19 protein-coding genes are annotated in these 16,850 nt (G+C 65.6%); 13 read left to right on the plus strand and 6 right to left on the minus strand.

The features are described 5' to 3' along the window. Positions 1–366: 366 nt before the first annotated feature. Positions 367–1,254: a threonine/homoserine exporter RhtA gene (rhtA, locus tag AC25ND_RS12325; protein WP_182323545.1), complete on the plus strand. Its 888-nt coding sequence runs from the start codon at positions 367–369 to the stop codon at positions 1,252–1,254. 186 nt (positions 1,255–1,440) lie between these two features. Next, the gene (locus AC25ND_RS12330; protein WP_028690562.1) at positions 1,441–1,722 is read left to right on the plus strand and encodes a hypothetical protein; all 282 of its coding nucleotides are present in this window, start codon (positions 1,441–1,443) and stop codon (positions 1,720–1,722) included. Positions 1,723–1,776: 54 nt separating this feature from the next. Here AC25ND_RS12330 and AC25ND_RS12335 read toward each other — a convergent pair whose 3' ends face one another. Next, positions 1,777–3,579: an aminopeptidase P family protein gene (locus AC25ND_RS12335; protein WP_236179968.1), complete on the minus strand. Its 1,803-nt coding sequence runs from the start codon at positions 3,577–3,579 to the stop codon at positions 1,777–1,779. Positions 3,580–3,775: 196 nt separating this feature from the next. On the opposite strand from AC25ND_RS12335, the gene AC25ND_RS12340 reads away from it, so the two are divergent. Together AC25ND_RS12340 and AC25ND_RS12345 are read left to right on the plus strand one after the other, a co-directional pair. Next, positions 3,776–4,888 carry a DUF3182 family protein gene (locus tag AC25ND_RS12340; RefSeq protein WP_236179967.1) on the plus strand — a complete coding sequence of 371 codons (1,113 nt, stop codon included), beginning with the start codon at positions 3,776–3,778 and terminating at the stop codon, positions 4,886–4,888. Continuing rightward, the gene (locus AC25ND_RS12345) at positions 4,872–5,642 is read left to right on the plus strand and encodes an alpha/beta hydrolase family protein (protein ID WP_028690559.1); all 771 of its coding nucleotides are present in this window, start codon (positions 4,872–4,874) and stop codon (positions 5,640–5,642) included. Before AC25ND_RS12340 ends, AC25ND_RS12345 begins: the two co-directional genes overlap by 17 nt. Here the strand turns inward: AC25ND_RS12345 and AC25ND_RS12350 are convergent. Next, positions 5,621–6,001 (minus strand): antibiotic biosynthesis monooxygenase, encoded by a 381-nt coding sequence (locus tag AC25ND_RS12350; protein WP_028690558.1) that lies wholly within the window; start codon positions 5,999–6,001, stop codon positions 5,621–5,623. The two genes, AC25ND_RS12345 and AC25ND_RS12350, sit on opposite strands and share 22 nt — an antisense overlap. Before the next feature lie 88 nt (positions 6,002–6,089). On the opposite strand from AC25ND_RS12350, the gene soxR reads away from it, so the two are divergent. Then, positions 6,090–6,578: a redox-sensitive transcriptional activator SoxR gene (soxR, locus tag AC25ND_RS12355; RefSeq protein ID WP_486976359.1), complete on the plus strand. Its 489-nt coding sequence runs from the start codon at positions 6,090–6,092 to the stop codon at positions 6,576–6,578. Here soxR and AC25ND_RS12360 read toward each other — a convergent pair. Continuing rightward, positions 6,545–7,522 (minus strand): GlxA family transcriptional regulator, encoded by a 978-nt coding sequence (locus AC25ND_RS12360; protein ID WP_028690556.1) that lies wholly within the window; start codon positions 7,520–7,522, stop codon positions 6,545–6,547. The two genes, soxR and AC25ND_RS12360, sit on opposite strands and share 34 nt — an antisense overlap. 82 nt (positions 7,523–7,604) lie before the next feature. Between AC25ND_RS12360 and AC25ND_RS12365 the strand changes: the two genes are divergently transcribed. Further along, positions 7,605–8,153, plus strand: coding sequence for a cysteine hydrolase family protein (locus tag AC25ND_RS12365; protein ID WP_486976360.1), 549 nt, complete (start codon positions 7,605–7,607; stop codon positions 8,151–8,153). Positions 8,154–8,157: 4 nt separating this feature from the next. On the opposite strand, the gene AC25ND_RS12370 is transcribed toward AC25ND_RS12365, so the two are convergent. Further along, a complete protein-coding gene (locus AC25ND_RS12370) occupies positions 8,158–8,721 on the minus strand; it encodes a helix-turn-helix domain-containing protein (protein ID WP_486976361.1) in 564 nt (187 codons plus the stop codon). 84 nt (positions 8,722–8,805) lie between these two features. On the opposite strand from AC25ND_RS12370, the gene AC25ND_RS12375 reads away from it, so the two are divergent. From AC25ND_RS12375 to AC25ND_RS12405, 7 genes are all read left to right on the plus strand, one after another. After that, positions 8,806–9,750, plus strand: coding sequence for a DMT family transporter (locus tag AC25ND_RS12375; protein WP_207853033.1), 945 nt, complete (start codon positions 8,806–8,808; stop codon positions 9,748–9,750). Between the two features lie 198 nt (positions 9,751–9,948). After that, the gene (locus AC25ND_RS12380) at positions 9,949–12,855 is read left to right on the plus strand and encodes a monovalent cation/H+ antiporter subunit A (protein WP_028690552.1); all 2,907 of its coding nucleotides are present in this window, start codon (positions 9,949–9,951) and stop codon (positions 12,853–12,855) included. Next, positions 12,855–13,199 carry a Na+/H+ antiporter subunit C gene (locus AC25ND_RS12385; RefSeq protein WP_028690551.1) on the plus strand — a complete coding sequence of 115 codons (345 nt, stop codon included), beginning with the start codon at positions 12,855–12,857 and terminating at the stop codon, positions 13,197–13,199. The genes AC25ND_RS12380 and AC25ND_RS12385 overlap by 1 nt, the downstream gene beginning before the upstream one ends. Next, entirely contained in the window at positions 13,196–14,875 is a 1,680-nt protein-coding gene (locus AC25ND_RS12390) for a monovalent cation/H+ antiporter subunit D (RefSeq protein WP_028690550.1), read from the plus strand. Before AC25ND_RS12385 ends, AC25ND_RS12390 begins: the two co-directional genes overlap by 4 nt. Next, positions 14,872–15,360 (plus strand): Na+/H+ antiporter subunit E, encoded by a 489-nt coding sequence (locus AC25ND_RS12395; RefSeq protein WP_028690549.1) that lies wholly within the window; start codon positions 14,872–14,874, stop codon positions 15,358–15,360. Before AC25ND_RS12390 ends, AC25ND_RS12395 begins: the two co-directional genes overlap by 4 nt. Further along, positions 15,357–15,635, plus strand: a complete 279-nt coding sequence (locus AC25ND_RS12400) for a K+/H+ antiporter subunit F (protein WP_011534656.1) — start codon at positions 15,357–15,359, stop codon at positions 15,633–15,635. The genes AC25ND_RS12395 and AC25ND_RS12400 overlap by 4 nt, the downstream gene beginning before the upstream one ends. Then, positions 15,632–15,997 (plus strand): Na+/H+ antiporter subunit G, encoded by a 366-nt coding sequence (locus tag AC25ND_RS12405; RefSeq protein WP_028690548.1) that lies wholly within the window; start codon positions 15,632–15,634, stop codon positions 15,995–15,997. Before AC25ND_RS12400 ends, AC25ND_RS12405 begins: the two co-directional genes overlap by 4 nt. Before the next feature lie 3 nt (positions 15,998–16,000). Here the strand turns inward: AC25ND_RS12405 and AC25ND_RS12410 are convergent, their stop codons facing one another. Beyond that, positions 16,001–16,210 carry a hypothetical protein gene (locus tag AC25ND_RS12410; protein WP_028690547.1) on the minus strand — a complete coding sequence of 70 codons (210 nt, stop codon included), beginning with the start codon at positions 16,208–16,210 and terminating at the stop codon, positions 16,001–16,003. Next, positions 16,207–16,677 (minus strand): hypothetical protein, encoded by a 471-nt coding sequence (locus AC25ND_RS12415; RefSeq protein WP_028690546.1) that lies wholly within the window; start codon positions 16,675–16,677, stop codon positions 16,207–16,209. Before AC25ND_RS12415 ends, AC25ND_RS12410 begins: the two co-directional genes overlap by 4 nt. Between the last annotated feature and the right edge of the window lie 173 nt (positions 16,678–16,850).

The raw sequence follows: 16,850 nt of genomic DNA on the forward strand, positions 1-16,850 counted from the left end.
TTCAAACACTTGACTCGCTGCGATCTCTCGTAGCGGGAGGCGAATCATACAGCGTTACAACCTGCTGTCAACTGCCTTTTTCACCGCTGCCGATCGTTAGACCGAAGCACCTCCGCCACCCTCTTCAACAATCAACTCATTGATATTCAAGGAGTTTTTCGTTCCGATGTCGCTGAAAGTGGGGCGCATTATAAGGGGATCTGAAAGCCCGTCAACCTTTTATTTCAAGCATATGAAAAGTATCCCTTCAGGAGCCGCCAGCCACTCGCCGCAACCTTCATCTGCACACCAATACCAACCTTGCCAACCCTTCCATCAGTGCGCACTATATTGCACACCCTTGCGCGCACTATAACGGAAGCCTCCATGAACACCCCAAACCGCAGCCTGGCCGCCACGCTGTTCCCCATCGGCCTGCTGCTGATCGCCATGGCCTCCATCCAGTCCGGCGCTTCGCTGGCCAAGAGCATGTTCCCCATCGTCGGCGCCCAAGGCACCACCGCCCTGCGACTCATCTTCGCCAGCGTGATCATGCTCCTGTTGCTGCGCCCCTGGCGTGCTCGCCTGGATGCCAGCACCCTGCGCAGCGTGATTATCTACGGCATGGCCCTGGGCGGCATGAATTTCCTCTTCTATATGTCATTGCGCAGCGTGCCGCTGGGTATCGCTGTCGCCCTTGAATTCACCGGACCGCTTGCCGTGGCGCTATGGGCCTCGCGACGGGCACTGGACTTCCTATGGATCTCCCTGGCGGTCGCCGGCCTGCTGCTGTTGATTCCCGTCGGCCAGACCGACGGCGGGCTGGACCCGATCGGCGCCGGCTATGCCCTAGGGGCCGGCGTGTGCTGGGCGTTGTACATCCTCTACGGGCAAAAGGCCGGAGCCGAGAACGGTATCCAGACCGCGGCCTTGGGTGTGGTGATCGCAGCCCTGTTCGTCGCCCCGATTGGAATCGCCCACGCCGGCAGCGCCTTGCTGACACCTGCGCTGCTACCCGTGGCCCTGGGCGTGGCCATCCTGTCGACAGCTCTGCCTTACAGCCTGGAAATGGTCGCCTTGACCCGCATGCCCGCCCGTACCTTCGGCACATTGATGAGCATCGAGCCGGCCTTTGGCGCACTGTCCGGACTACTCTTCCTGGGCGAGAAGCTTACCCTTTGGCAATGGCTGGCAATCCTTGCCATCATCACTGCCTCTGTAGGTGCGACCCTGTCGATGAAACGGGATGCGGCCCCGGCCGTGGCTGCCGACTGATTTGAGAAATATTTGCATTTAGAAGGCTTGCAACCTTGTACCGCCCGCCGTGGCTGATTAAGCTGTCACCCAAATATAATCTTGACGCTATCTACTGAGCGGTACATGGACGCTGGGGACCATCAGGGAAGAGACAAGGCGCAAACCACAGGCCCGTGAGTGCAGTTGGGCCAAATAAGGACAGGAATGAAACGTATTTTTCTCATCCTGGCCATCCTGGCCATCGCTGGATGCGCCGCGACAGCCAATACCGAAGTGAAGCGAGGGAAGAAGGGCCTGCATATCAACTGCTCGGGGCTCTCCTCGTCATGGGACAAGTGCTACAGCAAGGCCGCCAGCTCCTGCGGCAGCAAAGGCTACAAGGTAATCGCCCGGTCCGGCGACACCGACGAAGAGCCTGGCGACTATGTGTTCGGCATCAATCCGGCCGGCTATACCAGCCGTAGCATGATCGTGATTTGCAAGTAACCGATAAACAAAGGGCAGCCAATGGCTGCCCTTTTTGTTACCAGCACACCATGCTCACAGCGCGGAAGTGCGTCGCTCCAGCCACGCTAGCGCCTCGCCTTCCAGCAACGGCGCCAGTCGCTCCCGCACCGTCTGGTGGTAACGGTTCAACCAGGCGATGTCTTCACTGCTCAGCGTCTCGACCAGCAGACAGCGGGTGTCGATTGGACACAGGGTCAAAGTCTCGAACGAAAGGAACTCACCGAACTCGCTGGTACCGGCCTCGCGGTTGACCACCAGGTTCTCGATCCGCACGCCCCACTGCCCTGGGCGGTAGGTGCCGGGCTCGATGGAACTGATCATGCCCGGCTGCATGGCCGTCTGCGGTGTGGCCGCGGCCTGGTAGGCAATCACTTGCGGGCCTTCGTGCACATTCATGAAATAGCCGACACCGTGACCGGTGCCATGGCCGTACTCGACCTGATCGGCCCAGATCGGTGCCCGGGCGATGGCATCAAGCAGCGGCGAGAGTATCCCACGCGGGAACTTGGCCCGCGACAGGGCGATCATGCCCTTGAGCACCCGGGAGCAATCGGCCTTCTGCTCATGGCTCGGCTCGCCGATCGGCACCATCCGCGTAATATCGGTGGTCCCGCCCAGGTACTGGCCGCCCGAGTCGATCAACAGCAGGCCATTGCCCTCAATGACGGCATGGGACTCTTCGGTGGCGCGGTAGTGCGGCATTGCGCCATTTGCATTGTACGCCGCGATGGTCGAAAAGCTCAGCGACACAAAGCCAGGACGACGGGCACGGGCTGCGCTCAACTGGTCGTCGATGGTCAGTTCGGTGATCGGTTGCACGCCGAGGTTCGCTTCGAACCAGGCGAAGAATTCGCATAGCGCCGCGCCATCCTGCTCCATGGCCTGGCGAATATGAACGAGATCCCCTTCTCCCTTGCACGATTTGCTCAGGGTGGTCGGGTTGATACTCTCAACCAGTCGCACCTGCTCGTGCAAATTGTCCAGCAGGCCGCGAGTAACCCGCGCCGGGTCCACCAGCAGACTGGCTGCTGCCGGAATCGCGGCCAACGCGTCGTTGACCTCAGCGTAGTCGCGGACCTCGATGCCATCGGCCGCGAGTACCTGGCGCAGGTGGCCGTCGACCTTGTCACGCCCGACAAACAGGAACGCCTTGTCCTGGCTGACCAGCGCGAAGGAAACGAACACGGGGTTGTAGGAGACATCGCTACCACGCAGGTTGAACAGCCAGGCGATGTCGTCGAGGGTGGCGATAAAGTGCCAATCGGCGCCCTTTTCCCGCAGCGTGCTGCGCAGTTCAACGAGTTTTTGCGCACGGTTGACCGTGGCATGGGGTGGCAGGTGCTGGTACACCGGATTACCCGGCAGCGAGGGGCGGTCAACCCATACCCGATCCAGCAGGTCGAGATCGGTGCGCAACGTCGAACCACGCGCCTGCAGGCGCTCGCCCAGTTGCCGCGCCGAGGCCAGGGCCATGACCGCGCCATCCACCGCGACCGTGCCGTCCACCTCCGTCCCCAGCCATTCCAGCGCCCCGGGCTGGCCGGGGCGCAGCTTCATCAGCTCGATACCACTGCCGACCAGCTCCTTTTCCGCCTGCTCCCAGTAACGGCTGTCAGCCCACAGCCCGGCAAAGTCAGCCGTTACCACCAGCGTCCCCACCGAACCGAGGAAACCGGACAGCCACTGCCGCCCCTGCCAATAGCCCGGCAGGTACTCGGACAGGTGCGGGTCAGCCGAAGGCACCAACAGGGCATTCACGCCCTCCCGGGCCATGGCCTCGCGCACACGGGCAAGGCGCGCCGGGACGGATTCGTGAAGGGGGGACTGACTGTTCATGCGCACTCCTGCGGATAGGTGTCGACGGGTCCAAGGCGTTGATAATGAAACACCCGGCAGACGCCCGCAATCACCACGACCGTAACAAGGTATGCATTGCCCCAACTGCCCTGCCGACCGTCGATCCATCCCCCCTGAACTAAACCGGCTACGGGCCTTCACAACCCTTACATACCGTGCGTACGCGAGGTAGGCCATGCCCCACTCACGCGAACCGAAAAGCGCCGTCGTGCTGCTCGACACCCGCGAGCACACTCCCGAGCACGAACGGGCGGTCCACCTGCAGATTGCCGATCACCTAGCCCTTCTGCTGGGTGTCGAGCGGGTCGAGCCATCGCCCACGCAATCCGAAACGGCCGCTTACTACTATGTACCGACCCAGACCCTGGTCGACGCGCAGCGGTACGCTGCGCTCGGCGTCCACGACGAGCATGACCTGTTCGGCGGCATGGTCAGCCATCCGCACATGGCCACCAAGGCTATCTCCCACCCGCTACCGGCAGACGCCATCTTCCCTCCCGGCTGGACCGACGCCTTTGCCCAACACGCCAGCGACGCCCTGCTGCGTGGCTATACCGTGTTCTCCAAGGCCGATGCCCGGCGCGCTGCCGAACTGCTGCTGCGCGATGGACCGGTGAGGATCAAGCCGGTACTGGCCTGCGCCGGTCGGGGCCAGCAGGTGATCGTTGATGGTCAGGCCCTGGAGCCGCTGCTGGAGGCAATGGATGAACAGCAATTGGGGCTGTGGGGCCTGGTGCTTGAGGAAGACCTCGATGCCGTCGAGACCTTCAGCGTCGGCCAGGTACGCGTGGCCGGGCTGACCCTGAGCTATCACGGCACCCAGCACCTCACCCGCGATCATGCGGGCACCGAGGTATATGGTGGTTCCGACCTGGTGATCGTGCGCGGTGACTACCAGCACCTGCTGCACCTGCCACTTGAGGATCACCTGCGCTTGGCCATCAACCAGGCCATGACCTATGAAGAGGCTGCCAAGCGCTACTTCCCAGGCTTCATCGCCTCACGGCGCAACTACGACATCGCCCGCGGCCAGGACCATCACGGACACCTGCGCAGCGGCGTGCTCGAGCAATCCTGGCGACTGGGCGGTGCCAGCCCCGCCGAGGTCCTCGCGCTGCAGGCCTTCGCCGCCGACCCGGCGCTGCAACGGCTACGCGCGTCAACCCACGAGGTCTTCGGCGACGCGCAACTGCCCGCCGACGCCACCCTGTTCTATCAGGGCCACGACAGTGAACTTGGACAACTCAGCAAATATGCACGGATACGTGACCATGACCATCGAGAGTGAAACCGTTGAACTGCAGGTCGAGGGCGAAAGCATCGTCGGCACCCTGGTCAGCCCGGGCAGCCGCATGCCGGGGATCCTCTTCGTCCATGGCTGGGGCGGCAGCCAGCAGCGCGACCTGGCCCGCGCCCGGCAGATCACCGGGCTTGGCTGCGTATGCATGACCTTCGACCTGCGCGGCCACGAAAAGACCGAGAGCCAGCGCCTGACCGTCACCCGCGAGCAGAACCTGGCCGACCTGCTGGCCGCCTACGACCGGCTGGCCAGCCAGCCATCGGTCGACCCCGGCGCCATTGCCGTGATCGGCAGCAGCTACGGCGGCTACCTGGCCACCCTGCTCACCCGTCACCGGCCAGTCAAATGGCTCGCCCTAAGGGTGCCGGCCCTCTACTGGGACGATGAATGGGATGCGCCCAAGCAGGCCCTCGACCGCCAGCGGCTCAACGCCTACCGCCTGCGTGAGCTCGGCCCTGCCGACAACCGCGCCTTGGCCGCCTGCGCCGAATTCGCCGGCGACGTGCTCTTGGTGGAGTCCGAACAGGACGACTATGTGCCGCACAGCACGCTGATGAGCTATCGCTCGGCCTTCGTCGGCGCCCACTCGATGACCCACCGCCTGGTCGATGGCGCCGACCACGCGCTGTCCAGCGAAGAGAGTCAGAAAGCCTATAGCGCCCTGCTCACGGCCTGGATCAGCGAGATGGTCATCGGCGCGCGCCTGGACCGCTACCCGCACTACGCGCCCTGGTACGCCTGAGTGCTGCCCAGCTGGCAGTGAAGGCCGCCGTCGGCGCCACGCACCAGGCTGCGTAGCGTCTGGTACGCGGCGAAGTTCACCCCACGGGCCCGGTGCTCGCCCAGTAGGTCGAGGAACGGCTCCTCGATGAAGCAGCCAGCGGCGGCCGCCCAGGCCTGGCGCGATTGCCAGCGCAGGTGCTGGAGCACCCGGCGACCGTCGTCGCTGACCTGGATGCTGACGCTGAGCAGGCCATCGCAGCGTTGCGCGAGGTGCTCGCTGCGCACCACCAGGGCCTCGGCCAGGGCATCCTGGCGCAAGGGGGGCACGTCGTACTCGATCATCTGGGTGAACCACAGGGAATGGGTGTTGGCCGCCATGACGCATCTCCTCGTTTTGGGCTCTTGCAGCAGATGGTCGTGAAGGGTAAAACCTCCAGCTAACTCAAGGTCAAGGATTTTATTGCCAATGAAGCCCCCTTCCGCCCAGGAGCGCCTGCTCAGCGTCGGACAGCTGGCCGCGCGCAGCGGCGTGGCCGTGACCGCGCTGCACTTCTACGAGACCAAGGGGCTGATCCACAGCACCCGCAACGCCGGCAACCAGCGCCGCTATCCGCGTGCCATGCTGCGTCGGGTGGCGGTGATCAAGATGGCCCAGCGCCTGGGCATCGCCCTGGCCGACATCGCCAGCGCCCTGCAGGCGCTGCCCTGCGATCACACGCCCACTGCCGACGATTGGCAACGCCTGTCGGCGCGCTGGCGCGACGACCTGAGCCGGCGCATCGACGATCTGGTGATGCTGCGCGACCAGCTCGACGGCTGCATCGGCTGTGGTTGCATGTCGTTGAAGGAATGCCCGCTGCGCAACCATCACGACCGCCTCGCCGATGAGGGCCCGGGGCCGCACCCGACCAGCAGCGAGGCTCAGCCGCTGATGACCGCGAAGCGCCGCCGGTAGTCGCTGGGGGTCATCCCGGTCAGGCGCTGGAACACCTTGCGAAAAGCGCTGGGGTCCTGATAGCCGACGCCCCAGGCGATCTGGTCGACGCTGCGCCGGGTGAACTCCAGCAAGCGGCAAGCCCGGCCGACCCGCACCTGCTGCGCGTATTCGGTGGGACGCAGGCCGGTGGCGGCGCGAAAGCGACGCAGGAAGGTGCGCGGCTCGAGGCCCGCGCAACCGGCCATGTCGGCCAGGCCGGCATCCCGGGCCTCCTCGGCCTGCAACCAGTGCTGCACCTTCAGCACCGCCTCGTCACCATGGTCCAGGCGCGGCTGGAACAGGGCGCCGGGCAGCGGCGCCGGCGAGGGCTCGACCGCAAGATAGCGGGCCGTCTCGCGGGCCAGGGTGTGGCCGAGGAAGCGTTCGATCAAGTGCAAGCCGAGGTCGGTCCAGGCCATCAGCCCGGCAGAGGTGACGATGTCGCCGTCGTCGAGCAGTGGCTGGCTGCCTTGCACCCGCACCTTGGGGAAGCGATCGGAAAGGGCCTGGGCATAGTTCCAATGGGTACAGGCCGCCCGACCATCCAGCAGGCCGCTGCCGGCCACCAGGAACACACCGATGCATACCGAGGCCAGCACAGTACCCTGGCCGTGCACCTGACTGAGCGCGGCGCGATGGGCCTGCAACACCTCGGCAGACGGGGTCGCCGCCAGGCTCGGCGGAATCATCAGCGCCCGCAGCGCATGGCCGCTTGCCGGCTGGCTGTCATGCACCACCTGCAGCTGCCCCGCGCCATCGAGCTGCCAATGGGTCACCCGCAGCACCGGCAGATCGTGTGCGCCCAGCTGCGCGGCGACCCGGTTGGCCACCGCGAACAGGTCGGTCAGGCCGTGCACCGCCGCGCTCTGGGCGCCGGGATAGATCAGCACGCCGATTTCCAGGCTGTCAGTTTTTGCCGTCATTGTGTCGCTCGCGCCTATCCTCGATCGGGTCGCCACAGCCTATAACTATCGGCAGTTCATCACTACTGCCGCAGGAGGCACCATGAGCAAGCGCGCCCTGATCATCATCGATATCCAGAACGACTACTTCCCCGGTGGCAAATGGACCCTGGACGGCGCCGAGGCGGCCGCCGACAACGCCGCCCGGTTGCTGGCCGCGGCCCGTGAGCGTGGCGACCTAGTGGTGCATGTGCGCCATGAGTTCGAGAGCGCCGACGCCCCCTTCTTCGTGCCAGGCTCGGCCGGCGCGCAGTTCCACCCCAAGGTCGCGCCGGCGGCCGGCGAGGCGGTGGTGCTCAAGCACAAGGTCAACAGCTTCCGCGACACCCAGCTGAAGGCGCTGCTCGACCAGCACGACATCAAGGCACTGACCATCGCGGGCAGCATGAGCCACATGTGCATCGACGCCGCGACCCGCGCCGCCGCCGACTTCGGCTATGAAGTCAGCGTGGCCTACGATGCCTGCGCGACGCTGGCGCTGGAGTTCGACGGCAAGACGGTTGCGGCGGCCGATGTGCACGCCTCGGCAATGGCCGCGCTGGCATTCGCCTACGCCAGGGTGACCAGTACCGACGAGTTGCTGGCCGGTTGAGGGCTCAGATCACCACGTTGCGCACGAAGCGCACCGACTCCTGCCCATCGTTGCGGTAGGCGTAGCGGCAGTCGCTGGGGAAGACGAAGAACTCGCCCTTGCCCAGTTGCCGCTCTCCCCCTTCGATGATCAGGGTCAGGCGGCCGTCGGCCACATAGATCTGCTCGCTCCAGCCAGCGGCATCGGCCTCGCTGGCGTAGCACTCGCCCGGAGCCAGGGTCCACTCCCACAACTCGACCTCGCGCCGTGCCGGGCTGCTGCCGAGCAGCACGGCGCGGCTGGCAGGGTGCACACCGGCCCAGGCCAGCTCTTCGATGCGACCGGGGTCACGCCGGTCCGGCGCCTGGATCAGGGTGCTGAACGCCACCCCCAGCGCTTCGGCGATCAGGTCCAGGGTGGTGAGGCTGACATTCTTCTCGCCAGCCTCGATGGCCACCAGCATCCGCCGGCTGACCCCGGAGCGCTCGGCCAGGGCGGCCTGGCTCAGGCCGGCGTCGCCACGCAAGCGGCGAACGTTCTGGCTGACATGCTGCAGCACCGATGCACGGTGCTCGGAATCTTTGTGCACTATATTGCTCACTGGTAGGGGGTGCGCAGTATACTGCCCACTTTGCGGCGAATTGTGCGCCGCCCCTTCCGAGTGCGCAAGACCATGAGCCAAGCCCCCGCCCGCAAACCCACCGTCAGCTTGCGCCTGAGCAAGGCCGAACTGGTGCTGGTGTTCATCACCATGCTCTGGGGCGGCACCTTCCTGATCGTGCACAACGTCATGACCGTCAGCGGGCCGATGTTCTTCGTCGGCCTGCGCTTTGCCGCCGCCGCCCTGTTCGTCGGTCTGGTGTCGGCCCGTTCGCTGTCGGGGCTGACCTTCACCGAACTCAAGGCCGGCGTGCTCATCGGCGTCTCGATCATGTTGGGCTACGGCTTGCAGACCATGGGCCTGCAGACCATCAGCAGCAGCCAGTCGGCGTTCATCACCGCGCTCTATGTGCCCTTCGTGCCTCTGCTGCAATGGCTGGTACTGGGCCGCCGCCCGGGGCTGATGCCGAGCCTGGGCATCGGCCTGGCCTTCGTCGGCCTGATGCTGCTGGCCGGCCCCGAGGGCGGCGCGCTGCACTTTAGTGAAGGCGAACTGGTGACGCTGGTCAGCGCCGTGGCGATCGCCGGCGAAATCATCCTGATCAGTCGCTACGCCGGCCAGGTCGATGTGCGCCGGGTCACCGTGGTGCAGTTGGCCACCGCCTCGGCGCTGTCGTTCCTGATGATCGTGCCGACCCAGGAACAACTGCCCGGTTTTTCCTGGCTGCTGCTCATCAGTGCGGTAGGCCTGGGCGCCATGAGCGCGGTGATCCAGGTGGCGATGAACTGGGCGCAGCAGTCGGTCTCGCCGACCCGCGCCACCCTGATCTACGCTGGCGAACCTGTGTGGGCCGGCATCGTCGGACGCATCGCCGGCGAGCGTCTGCCAGGCGTGGCGTTGGTCGGCGGGCTGCTGATCGTGCTGGCGGTGGTGGTGAGCGAGCTGAAGATTCGTCGCCAGGATGAGGCCAGCGCCTTGCAGGATGATGAGGCCCGCGAGCGCGAGGCGGGGTTGTAAGCCCCCCGCCTTCACAGACAATCCGCAAGCGTTGAATACAGCCCCACGGACATTCGCTCAGCCGCTATGCTCTGAAAGAAACTGTTATAAAAAAACAGCTTGTCACAGCACATTTGTAGGATCCTGCAACCGCTTGCGTGTTGGTGATCAACCGTCCGGCACGTATGATCCTTGGCAAACTTCTCAGAACAGAACGCTATGTCATTGATTGTGCTATTGCTTCTGCCCTTCCTGGGCAGTTGCCTGGCGGCTGTACTGCCGCACAACGCACGCAACGCCGAGTCCATTCTTGCCGGGCTCGTGGCCCTGGTCGGCACTGTCCAGGTGGCGTTGCTGTACCCCCAGGTCGCCGATGGCGGGGTGATCCGCGAGGAATTCCTCTGGCTGCCGAGCCTGGGCCTGAACCTGGTCCTGCGCATGGACGGCTTCGCCTGGCTGTTCAGCCTGCTGGTGCTGGGCATCGGCACCCTGGTGTCGCTGTACGCCCGCTACTACATGTCGCCCCAGGACCCGGTGCCGCGCTTCTTCGCCTTCTTCCTGGCGTTCATGGGCGCCATGCTCGGCCTGGTGATCTCCGGCAATCTGATCCAGCTGGTGTTCTTCTGGGAATTGACCAGCCTGTTCTCGTTCTTGCTGATCGGCTATTGGCACCACCGCGCCGACGCCCGCCGCGGCGCCTACATGGCGTTGATGGTCACGGGGGCCGGCGGCTTGTGCCTGCTGGTCGGGGCCCTGCTGCTCGGCCATGTGGTCGGCAGCTATGACCTGGACAAGGTCCTGGCTGCCGGTGACACCATCCGCCAGCATGCGCTGTACCCGGTGCTGCTGCCCCTCATCCTGATCGGCGCCCTGAGCAAGAGCGCGCAATTTCCCTTCCAGTTCTGGCTGCCCCATGCCATGGCGGCGCCCACCCCCGTCTCGGCTTACCTGCACTCGGCGACCATGGTCAAGGCCGGGGTGTTCCTGCTGGCCCGCCTGTGGCCGGCGCTGTCGGGCAGCGAGGAATGGTTCTGGATCGTCGGCGGCGCCGGTGCCGCCACCCTGCTGCTCGGCGCCTTCGCCGCGATGTTCCAGAACGACCTCAAGGGCCTGCTGGCCTACTCAACCATCAGCCACCTTGGGCTGATCACCTTGCTGCTGGGCCTGAACAGCCCGCTGGCGGCGGTCGCCGCAGTGTTCCATATCCTCAACCACGCCACCTTCAAGGCCTCGCTGTTCATGGCCGCGGGGATCATCGACCACGAGAGCGGCACCCGTGACATCCGTCGCCTGAGTGGCCTGTTCCGCCTGGTGCCGTTCACCGCGACCCTGGCCATGGTCGCCAGCGCCTCGATGGCCGGCGTGCCGCTGATGAACGGTTTCCTGTCCAAGGAGATGTTCTTCGCCGAGACCGTGTTCATCACCTCCACGGCCTGGGTCGAAGCGGCCCTGCCGGTGATCGCCACCCTGGCCGGAACCTTCAGCGTGGCCTACGCGCTGCGCTTTACCGTCGATGTGTTCTTCGGCCCCCCGGCCCAGGACCTGCCGCACACGCCTCACGAACCACCACGCTGGATGCGCGCACCGGTCGAACTGCTGGTGCTCACCTGCCTGGTGGTCGGCATCTTCCCGGCGCAATCGGTCGGCCCGTTGCTGGCCGCGGCCGCGACCCCCGTGGTGGGTGGCGTGCTGCCGGAATACAGCCTGGCCATCTGGCACGGCTGGAACGCGCCGCTGATCATGAGCCTGATCGCCATGACCGGCGGTATCGTGCTCTACCTGCTGCTACGCAAGCAGCTGCAGCGCGGCCGCTTCCCCTATCCACCGCTGATCGAGCGTTTCAACGGCAAGCGCCTGTTCGAGCACGGCCTGGTGCGCCTGATGCTGCTGGCCCGGCATGGCGAGCGGCTGCTGACCACCAAGCGCCTGCAGACGCAACTGTTCATGCTGGCACTGGCGGCCTTCGTCGCTGGCCTGGTACCTCTGCTGTACAGTGGCCTGAGCTGGGGCGACCGGCCAAAGATCCCGGGCTCCGGGGTGTTCGTCGCGCTCTGGCTGATCGCTATCGCCTGCGCCATCGGCGCCGCCTACCAGGCCAAGTATCACCGACTGGCCGCCTTGATCATGGTCGGCGTCTGCGGCCTGATGACCTGCATCACCTTCGTCTGGTTCTCCGCGCCGGACCTGGCGCTGACCCAACTGGCAGTCGAGGTGGTCACCACCGTGCTGATCCTGCTCGGCCTGCGCTGGCTGCCACGGCGTATCGAAGGCGTGTCGCCGCTGCCCGGCAGCCAGGACCGCGCACGCCTGCGGCGCCTGCGCGACCTGGTGCTGGCAGTGCTGGTCGGCGGCGGCATGGCACTGCTGTCCTACGCCATGCTGACCCGCCCGACGCCCAACGACATCTCGTCGTTCTACCTCAGCCGCGCCCTGCCCCAGGGCGGCGGCACCAACGTAGTCAACGTGATGCTGGTGGATTTCCGCGGCTTCGACACCCTCGGCGAGGTCACCGTGCTGGTGGCCGTGGCGCTGACCGTGTTCGCCCTGCTGCGCCGCTTCCGCCCGCCGAAGGAGAGCATGCAGCTGCCGGCGCAGCAACGCCTGCTGGCACCGGACGTGGTCACCGACCTGGTCAACCCGCGCCAGGCCACCGACACCGCGCTCGGCTTCATGATGGTGCCGGCCGCCCTGGTGCGCCTGCTGCTGCCGATCGCCCTGCTGGTGTCGATGTACCTGTTCATGCGTGGCCACAACCAGCCAGGCGGCGGTTTCGTCGCCGGCCTGGTGATGTCGGTGGCGTTCATCCTGCAGTACATGGTCGCCGGCACCCAGTGGGTCGAGGCGCAGATGAGCCTGCGTCCGCTGCGCTGGATGGGCACCGGCCTGCTCTGCGCCACCCTCACCGGTGCCGGGGCGATACTGCTGGGCTACCCGTTCCTGACCACCCACACCGCCCATCTGCACTTGCCGCTGCTCGGTGACGTACACGTGGCCAGCGCGCTGTTCTTCGACATCGGCGTGTACACCGTGGTGGTCGGCTCGACCCTGCTGATCCTCACCGCCCTGGCCCACCAGTCAGTGCGCGCCTACCGCCCCGCCAAGTCCAGCCAAGCAGGAGCCGCCTGATGGAAGAAGTCATTGCAGTCGCCATCGGCGTCCTGGCCGCCTCCGGGGTCTGGCTGGTCCTGCGCCCGCGTACCTATCAGGTAATCATGGGCCTGTGCCTGCTGTCCTACGGGGTCAATCTGTTCATCTTCAGCATGGGCAGCCTGTTCATCGGCAAGGAGCCGATCATCAAGGACGGCGTGCCCCACGACCTGCTGCACTACACCGACCCGCTGCCCCAGGCACTGGTACTCACCGCGATCGTCATCAGCTTCGCCATGACCGCGTTGTTCCTGGTGGTGCTGCTGGCCTCCCGCGGCCTGACCGGGACCGACCACGTCGATGGCCGGGAGCGTGAGGAATGAGCGGGATGAACCAACTGATCATCGCGCCGATCCTGCTGCCGCTGGTCACCGCGTCGTTGATGCTGCTGATTGGCGAGAAACACCGCTGGCTCAAGGCGCGCCTGAACCTGCTGTCCACCGCCCTTGGCCTGGGCATCGCCGTTACCCTGCTGATGTGGGTGCGCACCCAGGGCCAGGCCGAGTCCATTGGCGTCTACCTGCCAGGCAACTGGCCGGCGCCGTTCGGCATCGCCCTGGTGGTCGATCACCTGTCGGCGCTGCTGCTCACCCTCACCGGCATCGTCGGCTTGAGCGCCCTGCTGTTCGCCCGGGCACGCTGGGACGGTGCCGGGGCCAGCTTTCACGCACTGTTCCAGATCCAGCTGATGGGCCTGTACGGCGCCTTCCTCACTGCCGACCTGTTCAACCTGTTCGTGTTCTTCGAGGTGCTGCTGGCGGCCTCCTACGGCCTGCTGCTGCATGGCTCGGGGCGGGCGCGGGTCAAGGCCGGGCTGCACTACATCGCCATCAACCTGTTTGCCTCGTCGCTGTTCCTGGTCGGCGCAGCCATGCTCTATGGCGTGACCGGTACCCTGAACATGGCCGACCTGGCGCTGAAAGTGCCGCTGGTGCCAGAAGCCGACCGCGGCCTGCTGCATGCCGGCGCGGCGATCCTGGCCATTGCCTTCCTGGCCAAGGCCGGGATGTGGCCGTTGAACTTCTGGCTGGTGCCGGCCTATTCGTCGGCCAGCGCACCGGTGGCCGCGCTGTTCGCGATCATGACCAAGGTCGGGTTGTACGCCATCCTGCGCATGTGGACGCTGCTGTTCTCCGGCCAGGCCGGCGCCTCGGCGTTCTTCGGTGGCGACTGGCTGGTGTATGGCGGCCTGGCGACCCTGGCCGTGGCGGCCATGTCGATCCTCGCCGCCCAGCGCCTGGAGCGCCTGGCGGCCCTGAGCATCCTGATGTCCGCCGGCACGCTGCTGGCCGCCGTCGGCTTCGGCCAATCGATCCTGACCGGCGCCGCGCTGTTCTACCTGGCAAGCTCCACCCTGGCCCTGTGCGCGCTGTTCCTGCTGGCCGAGCTGGTTGAGCGCTCGCGCTCGGCCAACGAGGCGCCGCTGGACGATGAAGAAGATGCGATGCCTTCGCCCCTGGAATCGCTGCACCCGCCCAAGGGCATCAACCTGGACGACGAGCAGCAGGCGGTGATCGGCCAGATCATTCCCTGGACCATGGCCTTCCTCGGCCTGAGTTTCATAGCTTGCGCCCTGCTGATCATCGGCATGCCGCCACTGTCGGGCTTCATCGGCAAGCTCAACCTGATCAGCGCGCTGTTCAACCCGCAAGGCCTGGGAGTTGCCACTGAGCAGCCACTGGGCACCGCGGGCTGGATCCTGGTCACCCTGCTGGTGTTGTCCGGCATGGCCTCGCTGATCGCCTTCGGCCGCGTCGGCATCCAGCGCTTCTGGAAGCCCGAGGAACGCCCTTCCCCGGTGTTGCGTCGCTATGAATGCGTGCCCATCGTCATCCTCCTGGGCCTGTGCATCTTCCTCAGCCTCAAGGCCGAGCCGCTGCTGCGCTACACACAGGACACCGCCGCCAGCCTGCGCACGCCGGAGACCTACATCAAGGCAGTGATGGCGACCCGGCCGTTGCCCGGCCCGACCACCGCTGGCCTGGAGGTGCAACCATGAATCGACTGCTCCCCGCGCCACTGCTTTCCATTGCGCTGTTCGTGCTGTGGTTGCTGCTCAATCTGTCGGTCAGCCCGGGCAACCTGCTGCTGGGCGCCCTGCTGGGCATCCTCGCACCGATCCTGATGGCGCCGCTGCGCCCGCAGCATGCCCACGTGCGCAGGCCCTGGGTGATTGCCAAGCTGATCGGCCGGGTCGGCCTTGATGTGATCCATTCCAACCTGCAGGTCGCCCGTGGCGTCCTGCGCGCCGGCAGCACGCCACCGCGCTCGGCGTTCGTGCACATCCCGCTGAACCTGCGCGACGCGCACGGCCTGGCGGCGCTATCGATGATCACCACCGTGGTGCCGGGCACCATCTGGTCGGAACTGGCCCTGGACCGCAGCGTACTGCTGCTGCACGTGTTCGATCTGGACGACGAACCGGCGTTCATCGAACATTTCAAACACACCTATGAACGCCCGCTGATGGAGATCTTCGAATGAGCGGCCTGCTCGCCAATGCCGTCCTCGCCAGCCTGTTCATCTTCGCCCTGGCGATGGGGCTGACGCTGATCCGGCTGTTCCGCGGCCCGTCCGCCCAGGACCGGGTACTGGCCCTGGACTACCTGTACATCCTGGGCATGCTGATGATGCTGGTACTGGGGATCCGCTACGCCAGCGATACCTATTTCGAAGGCGCCCTGCTGATCGCCCTGTTCGGCTTCGTCGGTTCCTTCGCCCTGGCCAAGTTCCTCCTGCGTGGCGAGGTGATCGAATGAACGAAAGCGTGGTATTGCCGTTCTGGCTGGAGCTGGTCACGGCCGCCCTGCTGCTTATCGGCAGCCTGTTCGCGCTGGTCGGCGCCATCGGCCTGGTGCGCCTGAAGGAGTACTTCCAGCGCATGCACCCGCCCGCACTGGCTTCGACCATCGGCGCCTGGTGCGTGGCGCTGGCCTCGATCCTGTATTTCTCGGTGCTCAAGCAGAGCCCGGTGCTGCACGCCTGGCTGATCCCGATCCTGCTGTCGATCACCGTGCCGGTGACCACCCTGCTGCTGGCCAGGGCCGCGCTGTTTCGCAAGCGCACCTCGGGCGAGGAGGTACCAGAAGAAGTCAGCAGCGGGCGTGATCGCGGTAACTGAGCCTCAGGCCTGGCTCAGGCGCTGCAGCTCGCGGCGCACCATGGCAACGAAGGGCGGCGGGCTCATCTGGTAGAGCTCGCCGGCCACCCAGGCCAGCCAAGCGCCCTGCAGTTCCAGCCGACGCGCCAGCAGGCGCTCGGCCTGTTCGATCGCCCTTGCCTGATGTTCACGGTGGAAGTCGGCCCGCGAGGCAGGCGTGGTGGCGTCGCTCACTCGCTGGCCTTGAAGGTGGTCAGCTCGCCCTTGCGCCACTTGGCGACCTTGCCGGTCACCGCCTTGAGTAGCTTGCCCAGGCCTTCCTGAACCTGCTGTTGGGCCGCGAACACAAGCATCACGCCCTGCCCTTCACGGAACACGATGGCCTCGCCTTCCGGCACGGAAACGAAGGCGTAGTCACCCTGCCCGTAGACATTGAACTTGATCTCGCGAAAACGCAGTTCGAGCTTGCCGCCTTCGCGGCTGGGCAGCACGGCGGCACGGAAGTGGTCACCCACTTTCAGCTCCAGGCGCTGCTTGTCGTCGACCACCATGGCATCGTCGGTATCGATCTCGGCCATGTACAGGCCGTCGGGGTTCTGCTCGGTGACATACACGAAACGCCCCTGGAACAACTTGACCAGCTTGGCGCGCAAATCGCCCAGGGCAAACAACGCATGGGTATCAAGAGTACTGACTGCCAATGAAAAGCTCCTCACATCAATTACAGCGGGCCGCACCGCGCACGCCGCTGGCGTGGGGTGGCAACCACTTCAAGTCGAAGTCCGATGGACCATGGATTCGGTAAGCGAAGATCCACGCACAGGGTCGATACGCCAAGCAGGGAACATTTCCCCGCTGGAACATCCGGCGTGCT

The sequence above is a fragment of the Pseudomonas sp. P110(2024) genome (assembly GCF_057480795.1).

Bases quoted from the DNA above. Each gene is read 5' to 3' on its own strand.
- AC25ND_RS12400 (WP_011534656.1), top strand. From the start codon at position 15,357: ATGAGCGGCCTGCTCGCCAATGCCGTCCTCGCCAGCCTGTTCATCTTC.
- AC25ND_RS12330 (WP_028690562.1), top strand. From the start codon at position 1,441: ATGAAACGTATTTTTCTCATCCTGGCCATCCTGGCCATCGCTGGATGC.
- AC25ND_RS12335 (WP_236179968.1), bottom strand. From the start codon at position 3,579: ATGAACAGTCAGTCCCCCCTTCACGAATCCGTCCCGGCGCGCCTTGCC.
- AC25ND_RS12390 (WP_028690550.1), top strand. From the start codon at position 13,196: ATGAGCGGGATGAACCAACTGATCATCGCGCCGATCCTGCTGCCGCTG.
- AC25ND_RS12360 (WP_028690556.1), bottom strand. From the start codon at position 7,522: ATGACGGCAAAAACTGACAGCCTGGAAATCGGCGTGCTGATCTATCCC.
- AC25ND_RS12395 (WP_028690549.1), top strand. From the start codon at position 14,872: ATGAATCGACTGCTCCCCGCGCCACTGCTTTCCATTGCGCTGTTCGTG.
- AC25ND_RS12345 (WP_028690559.1), top strand. From the start codon at position 4,872: ATGACCATCGAGAGTGAAACCGTTGAACTGCAGGTCGAGGGCGAAAGC.
- AC25ND_RS12350 (WP_028690558.1), bottom strand. From the start codon at position 6,001: ATGGCGGCCAACACCCATTCCCTGTGGTTCACCCAGATGATCGAGTAC.
- AC25ND_RS12385 (WP_028690551.1), top strand. From the start codon at position 12,855: ATGGAAGAAGTCATTGCAGTCGCCATCGGCGTCCTGGCCGCCTCCGGG.
- AC25ND_RS12340 (WP_236179967.1), top strand. From the start codon at position 3,776: ATGCCCCACTCACGCGAACCGAAAAGCGCCGTCGTGCTGCTCGACACC.
- AC25ND_RS12405 (WP_028690548.1), top strand. From the start codon at position 15,632: ATGAACGAAAGCGTGGTATTGCCGTTCTGGCTGGAGCTGGTCACGGCC.
- soxR (WP_486976359.1), top strand. From the start codon at position 6,090: ATGAAGCCCCCTTCCGCCCAGGAGCGCCTGCTCAGCGTCGGACAGCTG.
- AC25ND_RS12375 (WP_207853033.1), top strand. From the start codon at position 8,806: ATGAGCCAAGCCCCCGCCCGCAAACCCACCGTCAGCTTGCGCCTGAGC.
- rhtA (WP_182323545.1), top strand. From the start codon at position 367: ATGAACACCCCAAACCGCAGCCTGGCCGCCACGCTGTTCCCCATCGGC.
- AC25ND_RS12380 (WP_028690552.1), top strand. From the start codon at position 9,949: ATGTCATTGATTGTGCTATTGCTTCTGCCCTTCCTGGGCAGTTGCCTG.
- AC25ND_RS12365 (WP_486976360.1), top strand. From the start codon at position 7,605: ATGAGCAAGCGCGCCCTGATCATCATCGATATCCAGAACGACTACTTC.